This is a genomic window from Pseudoalteromonas rubra (assembly GCF_005886805.2).
In the GTDB taxonomy this organism is placed as follows: Bacteria; Pseudomonadota; Gammaproteobacteria; order Enterobacterales; family Alteromonadaceae; genus Pseudoalteromonas; species Pseudoalteromonas rubra_D.
The window spans coordinates 4,411,101-4,424,647 of the sequence record NZ_CP045429.1; the positions used below are offsets into that span (position 1 = coordinate 4,411,101).

At 49.1% G+C, this 13,547-nt stretch carries 13 protein-coding genes; 12 read left to right on the top strand and 1 reads right to left on the bottom strand.

The features are described from left to right. Positions 1-264 precede the first annotated feature (264 nt). The 12 genes from CWC22_RS18885 (at position 265) to CWC22_RS18940 (ending at position 12,809) form a co-directional block, all read left to right on the top strand. Complete coding sequence (locus CWC22_RS18885) at positions 265-1,272, top strand: GGDEF domain-containing protein (RefSeq protein WP_125560947.1); 1,008 nt, start codon at positions 265-267, stop codon at positions 1,270-1,272. Positions 1,273-1,403: 131 nt separating this feature from the next. Beyond that, positions 1,404-2,159, top strand: a complete 756-nt coding sequence (gene ubiE, locus CWC22_RS18890; protein WP_049865660.1) for a bifunctional demethylmenaquinone methyltransferase/2-methoxy-6-polyprenyl-1,4-benzoquinol methylase UbiE — start codon at positions 1,404-1,406, stop codon at positions 2,157-2,159. Between the two features lie 23 nt (positions 2,160-2,182). Continuing rightward, a complete protein-coding gene (locus tag CWC22_RS18895) occupies positions 2,183-2,800 on the top strand; it encodes a ubiquinone biosynthesis accessory factor UbiJ (RefSeq protein WP_138538042.1) in 618 nt (205 codons plus the stop codon). Positions 2,801-2,810: 10 nt separating this feature from the next. Further along, positions 2,811-4,421 carry a ubiquinone biosynthesis regulatory protein kinase UbiB gene (ubiB, locus tag CWC22_RS18900; protein WP_138538043.1) on the top strand — a complete coding sequence of 537 codons (1,611 nt, stop codon included), beginning with the start codon at positions 2,811-2,813 and terminating at the stop codon, positions 4,419-4,421. Positions 4,422-4,481: 60 nt separating this feature from the next. Further along, positions 4,482-4,727 (top strand): Sec-independent protein translocase subunit TatA, encoded by a 246-nt coding sequence (tatA, locus tag CWC22_RS18905; protein ID WP_125560953.1) that lies wholly within the window; start codon positions 4,482-4,484, stop codon positions 4,725-4,727. A gap of 6 nt (positions 4,728-4,733) precedes the next feature. Beyond that, positions 4,734-5,066 (top strand): Sec-independent protein translocase protein TatB, encoded by a 333-nt coding sequence (gene tatB, locus CWC22_RS18910; RefSeq protein ID WP_049865663.1) that lies wholly within the window; start codon positions 4,734-4,736, stop codon positions 5,064-5,066. Between the two features lie 18 nt (positions 5,067-5,084). Next, positions 5,085-5,831 (top strand): twin-arginine translocase subunit TatC, encoded by a 747-nt coding sequence (tatC, locus tag CWC22_RS18915; RefSeq protein WP_125560955.1) that lies wholly within the window; start codon positions 5,085-5,087, stop codon positions 5,829-5,831. Further along, positions 5,824-6,291, top strand: coding sequence for a hypothetical protein (locus tag CWC22_RS18920; RefSeq protein WP_138538044.1), 468 nt, complete (start codon positions 5,824-5,826; stop codon positions 6,289-6,291). Before tatC ends, CWC22_RS18920 begins: the two co-directional genes overlap by 8 nt. After that, positions 6,292-7,080, top strand: a complete 789-nt coding sequence (locus CWC22_RS18925) for a TatD family hydrolase (protein ID WP_138538045.1) — start codon at positions 6,292-6,294, stop codon at positions 7,078-7,080. It begins immediately after the preceding gene. After that, positions 7,080-8,921, top strand: a complete 1,842-nt coding sequence (locus tag CWC22_RS18930) for a sensor domain-containing diguanylate cyclase (RefSeq protein WP_138538046.1) — start codon at positions 7,080-7,082, stop codon at positions 8,919-8,921. The genes CWC22_RS18925 and CWC22_RS18930 overlap by 1 nt, the downstream gene beginning before the upstream one ends. A 1-nt stretch (position 8,922) precedes the next feature. Then, on the top strand, positions 8,923-9,933 hold the full coding sequence (gene hemB / locus CWC22_RS18935; protein WP_125560963.1) for a porphobilinogen synthase: 1,011 nt from the start codon (positions 8,923-8,925) through the stop codon (positions 9,931-9,933). Between the two features lie 140 nt (positions 9,934-10,073). Then, a complete protein-coding gene (locus CWC22_RS18940) occupies positions 10,074-12,809 on the top strand; it encodes an ExeM/NucH family extracellular endonuclease (RefSeq protein ID WP_138538047.1) in 2,736 nt (911 codons plus the stop codon). 147 nt (positions 12,810-12,956) lie between these two features. Here the strand turns inward: CWC22_RS18940 and CWC22_RS18945 are convergent, their stop codons facing one another. Next, entirely contained in the window at positions 12,957-13,379 is a 423-nt protein-coding gene (locus tag CWC22_RS18945; RefSeq protein ID WP_125560967.1) for a hypothetical protein, read from the bottom strand. Between the last annotated feature and the right edge of the window lie 168 nt (positions 13,380-13,547).

Here is a 13,547-nt window from a genome sequence, read left to right on the forward strand (position 1 = left end):
ATGGGCTTGCAACTTAATACGACCAGTGGCTACTTTGAGCCATCAATGCCCCTGCAACGCCCAGTCAAGGAGACAATAAAAAAGTGATTACTAATTCAACAACACCCATAAAAAGCAATAAATTTGTCTCATTACGCGGATTTTTGCTTTTCAAAACTCTACAGAGCGATTAATGTAGCCGCAACGAAGCCAGGTATCTCATAGGAACCGTTTCGAGTATTTCTGCCAAGTATTTAACAGCAACTGATTATTGTGGTAAGTAAAATGATGTTCCATGATCCCATGGCAATAGCACAAGAAAAAATGACCAAAGTTTGTCAGTTTCTGGAACAGAATCAGCTGCCGCCTACCCCCCTAAATTACCACATTGGCTATGTCTATATCAGCCAGACTCATCGCGAGCTCAATGAACAGCTGGATCGCGATATCCGAAACCGTGCCAACATCGACAGTATTTACATTGAGCAGCTCTACTACGAGCACCTGCAAAAAGAGCATCAAACTGAGGCAACGCTCATCCAGCAAGTTGGCGGCATGATCGATCACCTCAGCGACTCAGCGCAGCAGTCTCAGCAAAGCCTGATTGGATTTGCTAAACAGATCAGCCACTGTATCCACAATCTCGATGAGCATAACGTCGTTAAAACGCGGGCGGCCTTAACTGACTTCAGCGCCCACACAGAGCAACTGCTCAAACAGCATCAGCAGTTTAAAAACGCTCTGCGCAAAGCCCGGGAGCTACACGAAAAACAGCAGCAACAATTGCTGACTCTGCGCAAGCAACGCATTTTAGACCCACAAACGGGTTTGTATAAACGCCACTACCTGGGCCATAAAACCCAACTATGGCTGACCCAGGATAAACCCGTTTTTGCCATTTCCATCTTAATCGAAAACCTCGACGACTTTAGTCAGGGGTTTGGCGAGCTGATCGGCGAAACTGTATTGCAGCGGGTCGCAAAAAGGATCAAAAAGTACGTACTCCACAGCGGCTTGCCGGGACGCACAGGCAGACAGGAATTCACCATTGTGCTGGCAGACTGTGACGCCGATACGGCCCAGGTCGTCGCGCAAAAAATTCGTCGTGGCGTGAGTCGCCTGAAATTTGTCAGTGCCAAAGGCGATGTCTCGTTTCCCGACATTGATTTGGCCATTGGCATTGCACAACATCAACCCGAGCACGATTTCAATACCCTGGCCCAGCGTGCTGCCTTTGCTGCCAAAAAAGCCCAGTCGCTCGGTCAGCACTACTATGTCTCTGCCGCTACATAACATTTCCTCAGTTCATCCGGCTTCAGTGCAGCGGCCTGTTGATTAATCTGCTTAAATTGCTGACACCGATTGCGCTCACTGAGTGCTATCAAGTACACTATTAACACCCAGATCCGGCACAAATAACACACATGAAAGAAGCAAACCGCGACACCACACACTTTGGCTATCAAACAGTAGCAACGCAGGAAAAGGCCTCAATGGTGGCCGACGTTTTCCATTCTGTGGCTGCAAAATATGATGTGATGAATGACCTGATGTCATTCGGGATCCATCGCTTATGGAAGCGCCAGACCATTGCGTGCTCTGGTGTCAGACAGGGCCACAAAGTTCTGGATCTGGCCGGTGGTACCGGTGATCTGACAGCCAAATTCAGTGAATTGGTGGGTGAAACAGGTCAGGTGATCCTGGGCGACATCAATGACTCCATGCTACGTGTAGGCCGCGATAAACTGCGTGACTTGGGCCGGGTTGGGAATATCGAATATGTGCAAATGAATGCCGAAGCACTGCCCTTTCCGGACAATAGTCTGGATGTGATCACCATCGCCTTTGGACTGCGCAACGTCACAGACAAAGATAAGGCACTGCGTTCCATGTACCGAGTATTGAAGCCAGGTGGTCGTCTGTTGGTGCTGGAGTTCTCTAAAACAGACAACGAAGCGCTGTCGAAGCTATACGATTTCTACTCATTCAATATCCTGCCAACTATGGGTAAATTGGTTGCCAACGACAGCGAATCCTATCGCTACCTGGCAGAGTCTATCCGTATGCACCCAGACCAGGAAACCCTGAAAACAATGATGGAAGAAGCAGGCTTTGAACAAGCGAGCTACCAGAACCTGACGGGCGGTATTGTGGCGCTTCATCGAGGCTTTAAATTTTAATTTCGAAGAAGCAAGGAAATTGTATGTGGATCACGCTGCTCACCGCCGTTGCCGAAAGCGCACTGGATCAGCTGCTGAACAAAGAACCTGATTTAGCACTGCAGCTGGCTCCCACGCAGCACAAAACGCTGGCGATCACCTTAACCGATCTCGGCTTGTGCTGTGCGCTGCACTATGTGGGTGAACAACAAGGGAAACCACATTGTTTTGTCTATGGAAACTACCAGGACAAAGCCGACTGCCACATCACGACCACCTTATCGACCTTAGGTGAAATCTCAGATCCCAGTCAGCTGACGCGTCTCATCCGTGAGGAAAAGCTGGATCTCGAAGGCGATTTACAACTGGCACAAAGCTACAGCAAAGCATTTTCCGGCCTCGATATTGACTGGGCAGAACACCTTTCACGTCATCTTGGCGATGCGCCGGCCCAACTGCTGGTCGAGCGCTGCAAGACAGCCACGCAACGTGGTGGCAGTCATCTCAAGACGCTACAACGGACCTTTACACAATTGTGCCAGGACGAGCTGAAAGTAGCCGTTCACCCGCTGGAAGTCCGCCAATTTAAATCCCATACGCGACAGTTGGCTCAACAACTGGCGGCGCTGGAACAACGTATCAACGCGTTAAGCGAATTATAAGGAGCTGGGTTTGTCCATCGCTCGTCTGTATCAAATCGGTAAAACTTTTCTTAATTACGGCCTGGACGACCTGCTTCCAAGGCACAAGCAACCCTGGTATGCCCGGGCGATTAGACGTAGTTTATTTTGGCTACCCAATCAGCACAGCGACAAACCCGTCGGTGCCCGCCTCAGACTGGCACTGCAAACATTAGGACCGGTATGGGTCAAGTTTGGCCAAATGCTGTCAACGCGTCGCGACTTACTGCCACCCGACATTGCCGAAGAACTCGCCCTGTTGCAGGACAAAGTTGCCCCTTTCCCTGGCGATCAGGCACAAGCACTGATAGAAAAAGCACTGGGCCTTAATAGTATCCACGATGGTTTTGTCGAATTTGAACAAACACCGCTGGCCTCGGCTTCTATCGCGCAAGTGCATTGCGCCAAGCTAATCGTTGAGGAAGAATTAAGAGAAGTGGTGGTCAAAGTGATCCGCCCGAATATTGAAAAACAAATCCTCGCGGACCTGTCTTTGATGGAGCGTTTTGCTCATCTGCTGGCCAGCCTAATCAGTGCCGGTCGCCGCCTGCGCCCGGTCGAAGTGGTCAGGGAATATCGAAAAACCCTGCTCGATGAACTCGACCTGATGCGTGAAGCCGCTAATGCCATCCAGCTCAGACGTAACTTTGAAGGCTCGGCTTCACTTTATATTCCAGAAGTGTACAGTGATTATTCAAGACGCAATGTCCTGGTGATGGAACGCATTTACGGTATCCCTGTATCGGATACAGAAGCACTGCTGGCCCAGGGCACCAATATGAAGGTGCTGGCTGAGCGCGGGGTCGAAGTGTTTTTTACCCAAGTTTTCCGCGACAGCTTTTTTCATGCCGACATGCACCCGGGTAACATTTTTGTGTCACGCGAAGATCCGCATAACCCGAAATATATCGGCATTGATTGTGGTATCGTGGGCACCTTAAATCGTGAAGATAAACGCTACCTGGCAGAGAACTTCATTGCCTTTTTCAACCGCGATTACCGTCAGGTTGCACAGTTACACGTCGACTCAGGCTGGGTACCCCCCGACACCTGTGTTGAGGAGTTCGAGTTTGCTATTCGCACTGTGTGCGAACCAATCTTTAACAAACCACTGGCCGAAATTTCGTTCGGACATGTACTGGTTAACCTGTTCAATACCGCTCGGCGTTTTAATATGGAAGTGCAGCCCCAACTGGTGTTGTTACAGAAAACCCTCTTATACGTTGAGGGTCTGGGCCGCCAGCTCTATCCACAGCTGGATTTATGGAAAACGGCCAAACCCTTTTTAGAAAAGTGGGTGCAGGATCAGGTCGGTCCTCTGGCAGTGGCCAAAAAACTCTACACCAACTTGCCATTTTGGGCTGAAAAAATGCCTGAGCTGCCAGATCTTATCTATCAGAATCTGAAGCGCAGCCAGCGTCAAAGTGCACCCATTGTGCAACAAAACCACACAGACACCCGTGCATTGCTACTTGGCCTTGCCGCAGCAGCGCTCACCATTGTGGCTGGTTTGTGCTTTGTTGATGAGCGTCAGCTCGCAAGCGGAATCTGCGCTACACTGGCAATTGCAATATTTATTAAAGCATGGCGCAAAACAGGGTGATATTTTACACACTCGGCGTATAATCTTTCTTAATTCAATAACACATTAAATGGAGTAGACATGGGTTTTGGTGGTATCAGTATTTGGCAGTTGCTTATCATTCTGGCCATTATCGTGCTTTTGTTTGGGACGAAAAAACTGCGTGGCATTGGTAGTGATTTGGGCAATGCGGTAAAAGGCTTTAAAAATGCAGTGTCTGAAGACGAAGAAGAAAAAAAGTCAGAAAAAACGGATAGCAAAGAACAGCTGACCGATCAGGCTGCACAGGCTAAAACAACCAGCGAAAAAGAAAAAGACAAGGTGTGATCTGACATGGGGATGTGGGAACTCGTCGTAGTGTTGATCGTTGGCCTGGTTGTGCTCGGGCCAGAACGCCTGCCTGTTGCGATCAGAACGGTCAGCCGCTGGATCAACACAGTCAAATCTGTTGCCAATTCCGTCAAGGCGGAAGTAAGCGAAGAGCTGAGAGTACACGAGTTGCATAGCAACCTGAAAAAAGCCGAAGAACAGGGCCTGGACAATATTTCCCCAGGTCTCAAACAATCGGTTGAGGAGTTGCAGCGTGCGGCAGAGTCAGTACGCCACAGCTACAGCAAGTCTCCAGATCCGTCGAAAAACGACAAAGATCCGTCCTCTCAAAACTAACCGTTTACGAGTTTTTGCATGTCAGATATGACAAATAGTGGCTTTATTGGCCACCTTATTGAGCTTCGAAACCGTCTAATTAAGGCGCTTCTAAGCATCCTGATCATTTTTATTTCTTTGGTTTATTTTGCCAACGATATATATGCATTTGTGGCAGCCCCACTGGTTGAAAGCCTGCCCGCAAACAGCACTATGATAGCCACAGATGTCACGGCCCCTTTCTTTGCCCCCTTTAAACTGACCCTGTTTGTATCACTGTTTCTGGCAGTGCCTATGATACTGCATCAAATCTGGGGATTTCTGGCACCCGGCCTGTATCAGCATGAAAAACGCATGCTGATGCCCATTCTGCTGTCCAGTATCCTGCTGTTTTACGCCGGTATTGCATTTTGTTATTTTGTCGTGATGCCCATTATTCTCGGCTTCTTTACCGCCGTGGGTCCCGACATGATGACCCTCTCTCCGGATATCAGCAGCTATCTTGGCTTCATTTTGAAGTTGTTCTTTGCATTCGGCGTTGCATTTGAAATACCCGTGGCCATTATGCTGTTGTGCTGGAGCGGTGTCACGACCACACAAAGCCTGGCACAAAAACGGCCCTATATCATAGTCGGCGTGTTTGTCGTCGCGATGTTTTTAACGCCTCCCGATGTGTTATCGCAAACACTACTCGCCGTTCCGATGGCACTGCTGTTTGAATTGGGGTTATTGTTGGCCAGGCTGTACAGCAAAAAGCCCGTCGCAGAGGAAGAAAGCCATGAATAAAATCACATTTTTGCTGATCGGTGCAGTGATACTTACCGCTGTGCTTGGCATACAACCAGCTCAGGCCAAAGGTAAATTACCGCATAAATTGCAAGCATGTAGTCAGCAGCAATCCGACGACAAGCGCTTAGCCTGTTACGATCAACTGGCCGCTGACTATGCCAGTAAGCCACACCCGGTACGCTCTAAGCCGCCAGCAACGAATGCCAAGTCTTTTGGCCTGGAACACAAACAGGACAGCGAACAGACAGTCAACGCAACTGTGGTGGAGGTGAGCAAATCCGCCAATGGATTACGCCGGTTTACGCTCGATAACCAGCAATGCTGGCAGCAGATCGGCACACAAGCCTTCTTTGCAAAAGAAGGGGACACAGTGACCATTCGTCGTGGCTCATTCAATTCTTTCATCATGCAAAAAGATGGCTCTAACCGCTCAATAAAAGTGAGAAGGGTAGATTAAATGGCGACCTTTATTGATGCTGGCGTCAACCTGACCAGTACACAATTTGATACCGATCGCACAGCCATCCTGACCCGGGCGGCGGATCAGGGCGTAGAATCTATGTTGCTGATTGGATGTGACTTACTCACCAGTGAGCAAAGTCTGGCGCTGGCACAAGAATATAACCAGTATGCGACCGCAGGTGTGCACCCTCATGATGCCAAAGACGTGCCGGACGATTTCATCGCCCAGCTGCGCCACCTGGCAGCCCAAGATCACGTAGTCGCTATTGGCGAGTGTGGGCTCGACTTCAATCGTGACTACTCACCGCGCCCGGTGCAACAACTGATCTGCGGTGTGCAACTGGAGCTGGCTCAGACACTCGACATGCCAGTGTATCTGCATGAACGCGAGGCATTTGATACGCTCAGTGCCATGCTGGACGAATTTTCCCTGCGCGGTGTACTACATTGCTTTACTGGTGATAGGCACGCTTTGCGCCATTACCTGGATTATGGCCTGATGATTGGCCTGACTGGCTGGCTGTGCGATGAGCGCCGGGGTGAAACCTTACGGGAGTTAGTGCGTTATATTCCAAAAGATCGGATCCTGCTGGAGACCGATGCGCCCTTCTTACTTCCCAGAACACTCAAACCGAAACCGAAATCCCGCCGTAATGAGCCGGCTTACCTGCCAGAGATTGCACATCATGTTGCGGCGCTCAAAGGCATTTCCCTGACGCAACTGGCCCAGCAAACCACGGAGAATTTCAAAACCTTGTTCCAGATATCAGGGAACAATGCCTGATGGTGTGGCGCTGGCTGCTACTTTTTCTGTGCTTATCCGGTGCTGCTCAGGCACTGGAGGTATCTGCTGAATTTAAGCAACACCAGGCATTGTCCTATCAGTATGCTTTCAGCCAGGCCGACACCATTCAAACATTACTGGCCAGTGATCCACACTGGCAACCAGGTCAGCGCCAGCCGTTAAAACCGCCCGCAAATACCCAAGCCTGGATCCGCGTATCTTTACACAACCCGGGCCCCATTGAGGTGCCCCTGCTACTGAGTATAGATAACAACTTACTGGATAAAATCACCGCCTACATCCGCCATGATGATGCCTCTTTTCTGACTCTGGCGTTGGGTGACGCGCTGCCACTAATGCAGCGCCCCATTAAACACGAAGCCCAGCTCATTCCGTTAGAGCTGCCGGCACAGAGTCACAGTCAGGTCTACTTGCAGCTCAGCCATCATGGTACGCTGAATATCCCCTTGAGCCTCTGGCATCCAATAGAGTACCTCAAGTACAAGAGCAAGTTTAATCTGGTCTACGGGATACTGGCCGGATTTATACTGGCCATGATCGCCATTAACTTTACCCTGTATAGTTTTACTCGCCGGCGCTATTTTTTACATGGCACACTCATTATCGGGCTCTTCTGGCTGCTCATAGTGCACCTATATGGTTTTGGCTACCGTTATCTGTATGGTTCACACGTCTGGTTGCAACAATATGGTCAAAGCCTGCTGGTGATGTTCTCCACACTGGCCCTGATCCCCATTCAACGCAGCAAAGCACTGCCCAACCTGCTGCCAATAAAATATGACCGCAAGCTCACGCAACTGCTGATACTGGGTCTGATCTTAACCTTACTAAGCCAGCTCCTGCCGCTGACACAAGCCACCTTTGCAGCCTATGGCATGGCACTCACACTCGTATTAGGATATATCGCCTGCACCCTGCGCAGCCGTTACCGTCGCACCACCAAAATCACGGCCCTACTGATCTACATTATTATGTTAATCACCCTCAGCTATCAGTTTGGTTTTGAATTGGGTTTATTTGGTGGCGCTCAATTGGACCGCCCGGTGACTTATATCTGTTACTTGATCCTGAGCCTCTATATCAGCTTTGTGCTGACTCGGCAGTTCATACTTGAACGTGAAAAGCACATCAAGACACAGCAACATAAGCTCGCCCGTACTCAGGCAGAAGACGCCCTGCTCAAAGAAAAACTGAAACTCCAGGAACAGGCACAGGAAGAGCTGGAAAACAGCATTGATGAACGCACTTTTGAACTTCAGGTGACGCTGAGAGAGCTGGAAGAGAAAAACCATGAGCTGGAAAAGCTCAACATGGAAGACCCCATGACCAAAGTAAAGAACCGTCGTTACTTTGATAAGCGTCTGATGATGGAAGTCCGCCGTTCTCGTCGGGAACAAACGACGTTGAGTCTGATCATTCTGGATATTGATTTCTTCAAAAAAGTAAACGATAACTACGGTCATCTTGCCGGGGATCACACCATTTGTGCGTTCGCGCGGCTCATAGAGAAACACCTGAAAAGACCCCATGATGAAGTATTTCGCTATGGCGGTGAAGAATTTGTGATCCTGCTGCCCAACACCTCACAGGAAGGCGCGTTGGAGCTGGCCGAGCAGATCCGCCAGGCCACTGAAGCCCATGAGCTGAAAGTCGCCGGTCACCATATTAAATTTACCACCAGTGCCGGGGTTTACAGTGCCATCGCACAGAACACCAACAACCCCACACTATTTACCGATTTGGCTGATAAAGGCTTGTACATGGCCAAACAACAAGGCCGCAATCGGATCTGTATTTACCAACCTAAGCAGGAGACTTAACGTGGCTCAGTCAGGACTGGATCTTTTTCCCTATACGCGTATGCGCCGTATGCGCAAAGACGACTTTTCCCGCCGTATGATGTGTGAAAACACGCTCACGGTAAACGATCTGATCTATCCGGTGTTCGTCCTGGAAGGCAAGAACCGCAAAGAAGCGATCCCTTCTATGCCCGGCATTGAGCGTCTGTCGATCGACCTACTGGTAGAAGAAGCCAAAGAACTGGTGGCGCTGGGTGTACCGGCTGTCGCCATTTTCCCGGTTACCCCTGGCGACAAAAAATCCTTACATGCGGAAGAAGCTTATAATCCTGAAGGGCTGGCACAACGCACCGTACGCGCACTTAAGAGCGAGTGTCCGGAGCTGGGAGTGATCACCGATGTAGCGCTTGACCCATTCACTACGCATGGCCAGGACGGCATCATAGACGAAGCGGGTTACGTGATAAACGATATCACCACTGAGGTACTCGTCAAGCAGGCATTGTCTCATGCAGAGGCTGGTGCTGATATTGTCGCCCCCTCAGATATGATGGATGGTCGTATTGGTGCTATCCGTGATGCGCTCGAGGAAGTCGGACACATTCATACCCGCATCATGGCCTATTCTGCTAAGTATGCATCCAGCTATTACGGCCCGTTCCGCGATGCAGTTGGCTCAGCAGGCAACCTCAAAGGGGCGGATAAGAAGACCTATCAGATGGATCCGGCTAATTCTGATGAGGCGTTACGTGAAGTCGCATTAGACCTTCAGGAAGGTGCTGACATGGTGATGGTTAAGCCAGGCATGCCATATCTGGATGTGGTACGCCGAGTAAAAGATGAATTCGGTGTGCCCACCTTTGCTTATCAGGTGAGCGGCGAATATGCCATGCACAAAGCGGCTATCGACAATGGCTGGCTGGCAGAAAAACCAACCATTATGGAGTCATTACTCGCTTTTAAACGTGCCGGTGCCGATGGCATTCTCACCTACTTTGCAAAGCAAGCCGCTATCTGGTTGAATGATAAATAAATAATAGGTGATTATTAAAAAAGGAGCAATAAATTGCTCCTTTTTTGCATTTTTACGATTAACATTGTGTCATTTTTGTGTAACATAGCCCCCGTAAGCTTATGTACCCATTTGGGTTTAAACTACACACGGGAAAAACCATGATAAAAACAAAATTCACTCCACTGGCACTTCTTGTGGCCGCAGCTACTGCCCCTGTGCAGGCTCAGGTCATCATGTCAGAGTACATTGAAGGTAGCTCGAACAATAAAGCAGTAGAGCTTTTCAATACTTCAGAAAACGCAATATCCCTGGACGGATATACGCTTAGCTATTATTCAAATGGCAACACAGATCCATCAAATACCATTGAGCTTAGCGGTGAAATCGCAGCAGGTGGTACTTATGTCATTGCAAACAGTAGCGCCGTTGATGCAGTACTAAGTGCTGCACAGCTAACAATAGGTGGCAGCTGGTACAATGGCGACGATGCGATTGTATTACGTAACGGTGATACGGTGCTGGACAGCTTTGGCCAGGTTGGCTTTGACCCAGGCAGTAACTGGGAAAATAATGGTGTTGCAACAAAAGACAAAACACTACGTCGCAACCTGGAAGTGACAACCGGTCGCACAACCTTTGACGCGGCATTCGATCCAAGTGCCGAGTGGATACAGTTCGATAAAGATGATTTTTCTGGCCTAGGTAGCCATAGCGGCGATACCGGCGGTGGTGATGACGGTGGCGACGATGGTGACACGCCAGAGCCTTTAGTGTGTGGAGAAGCCGCCACAGCCATTAATGCTATTCAGGGTAATGCAGACGAAAGTCCGCTTAAAGATCAAATTGTGACCATTGAAGCTGTGGTCACAGCAGACCTGCAAGAAGACAATCAGCTTAAAGGCTTCTTTGTTCAGTCACTGGCTAATGACATGGACGAAGACAGCATGACCTCAGAAGGTCTATTTGTATACTATAAAGATGTCGACGTAAACGTTGGTGACCAGGTACGTGTTAAGGGTACGGTTCAAGAGTTTTACAATGCCACTCAGCTGGGCAATGTCACTCAACTAGAAGTCTGTGGCAGCGCAGAAATTCAGGCGCAGGTGCTGACCCTGCCAGTCTCCGAAGTAAGCGATCTGGAGGCCGTAGAAGGCATGTTAGTTAGCCTGTCAAATGACATGGTTGTGGCAGATACTTATAACTTAGGTCGTTATGGTGAAGTTGGCTTAGCAACAGAACGCCTTTACCAGGGTACACAATTAGCGATGCCTGGTGATGAAGCCAATGCACTGGAAGCAGAAAACAAAAAGAAGTTCCTGCTGATGGATGATGGTTCAACCGTTCAGAACCCAGAAGTGATCCCATATCCAAGTACCGGCCTGGATGCTTACAAAACCATCCGTCTGGGTGACACGGTGTCTAATGTGCAAGGGGTTATTGCTTACAGCTTTGGCCAATACCGCCTAAACCCAACCACAGCCCCGACTTTCAACAACACCAATGAACGTGCTGAAGCTCCAGAGCTTGAAGGTGAAGGTGATCTGCGTATCGCCAGCTTCAACGTCCTGAACTATTTCAATGGCGACGGCCAGGGTGCAGGATTCCCAACACCACGTGGTGCAGACACAGCAGAAGAGCTGGTCCGTCAGGAAGCAAAACTGGTATCCGCTATCACTGCGCTGGATGCCGATGTTATTGGTCTGATGGAGATCGAAAACGACGGATTTGGTGAGCACAGTGCCATTGCTGATTTAGTGAGAGCGATTAATGCTGAGTCTAATTACACCTATGCATTTGTCGACTTCAACACCGACACAATTGGTGGTGACGATATCACAACAGGCATTATCTACCGCACCGACACAGTAGAAGAAGCGGGTACTGCTAGCTTCACAACTGCTGTGCCGTTTGATTACAGCAACCGTCCACCTACGGCGCAAAGCTTCCGTAAGCTGGACAATAATGAAGAGTTTACCGTTGCCGTTGCTCACCTCAAATCGAAAGGTTGTGGCAGCGCAGAAGGTGATAACGCTGATCAGGGCGATGGTCAGGGCTGTTGGAATGTCATCCGTACTGAAGGCGCAAACGCGTTCGCAGACTGGCTGGCGACCAACCCAACAGGTAACGACGATGAAGACGTTATCCTGGTAGGTGATATGAACGCCTATGCAATGGAAGACCCGATGCGTGCCTTCGCGGATAAAGGTCTGAGCAATGTTATGACTCATGTGGACGGTAACACACAGAGCTACTCTTATACCTTCTCAGGACGCTTGGGTAGCCTGGACCATGCCGTGGCATCACCTTCACTGTTAGCTAAGGTCACAGATGCGACAGACTGGCACATCAATGCTGATGAACCACGTATGCTGGATTACAACACTGAATATAGAACGGATGCACAAATTGCCGCGCTATACGCACCACATGCCTACCGTGCATCTGACCACGATCCAGTGATTGTAGAGATTAAAACAGAAGCCGCCGCGCCGCCCGTTGATCCACGCCCAGTGATTGCAGCTGGTCAAAGCTTCGACGTAGCAGAAAACACACCGATAAACACTGCTATTGGTATGCTTGAATTCTCAGATGCAGATGCTGACGAGACGCCGGTAGAGCGCTTTATTGTAACTGGTACAAACGTCATTTCGGTCAATGAATCTGGTCAGGTTGTTGTTGCCGGCGAACTGGATTATGAATTCGATAACCGAATCGAGTTCATGGTTCAGGCACAAGACAGTGCTGGTAACCTGTCAGAGCAAGTACAGGTTGTTGTCAACGTTAAAGATATCAAACAAGGTGATGACAATGACGGCGATGATGACTCAGGCAGCCTGGGCTGGTTAGCCCTGTTTGCGGCACCTCTGGCGCTGCTGCGTCGTCGCACAAAATAAATGTGAGTGTGATGGCTGAAGCATGTAAAAGTGCTTGAGCCATACCTGCATTAAAGAAGATAGAAAAATGCGCCTTACGGCGCATTTTTATTTACTCTCAGTTTTTAAATCAATTCACTTGGTGAAGCGAAGTGAATTGATAGCTCATCAAGCTTTCACTTGATGTTTTCTCCCCGATATAGGTACCGACAGTACCTGAGCTGCTTTTTGCAGATCAGCATCATCAATAGACCAATAAGGAAAGGACAATCTTCGGTTGTTATGAAGGACAACCTTTAAACATTGCAATGGACCCAGCTTTTGTAGCTCCAGTGACGCTATTTCGTCTGCGTGCACATATCGTGTTTTCACCCATGTGCGATAACAAATTCCTGCTTTATCAATATGTACAAAGCGCTTGTCGGTCAGTGTCATCAGCACAATCAAAGCGACACCCGACAGGGATACAACCACCAGTGACGATGCTACGCCGTGAAGCGCCACCAAGTTCATCATCACATAACACAGCGAAATACCACACACTGTGGCTAAAATGGCAAACCAGCTGATATCCAAATCTATGGTTCTCATGAGTACCTCCCAATTTTACTCAATCACAAACAGAATCGACTGACTCTGGACACTAATGATAAAGTTGCAAAGTCCCTAAATCAAGTCCGTTTATGTGATTTTTAGCAATAGTTGGACTACCCTGACAGGCGGGAAAAAGTGGCATGATTTTATTTATATTTTTGTTTC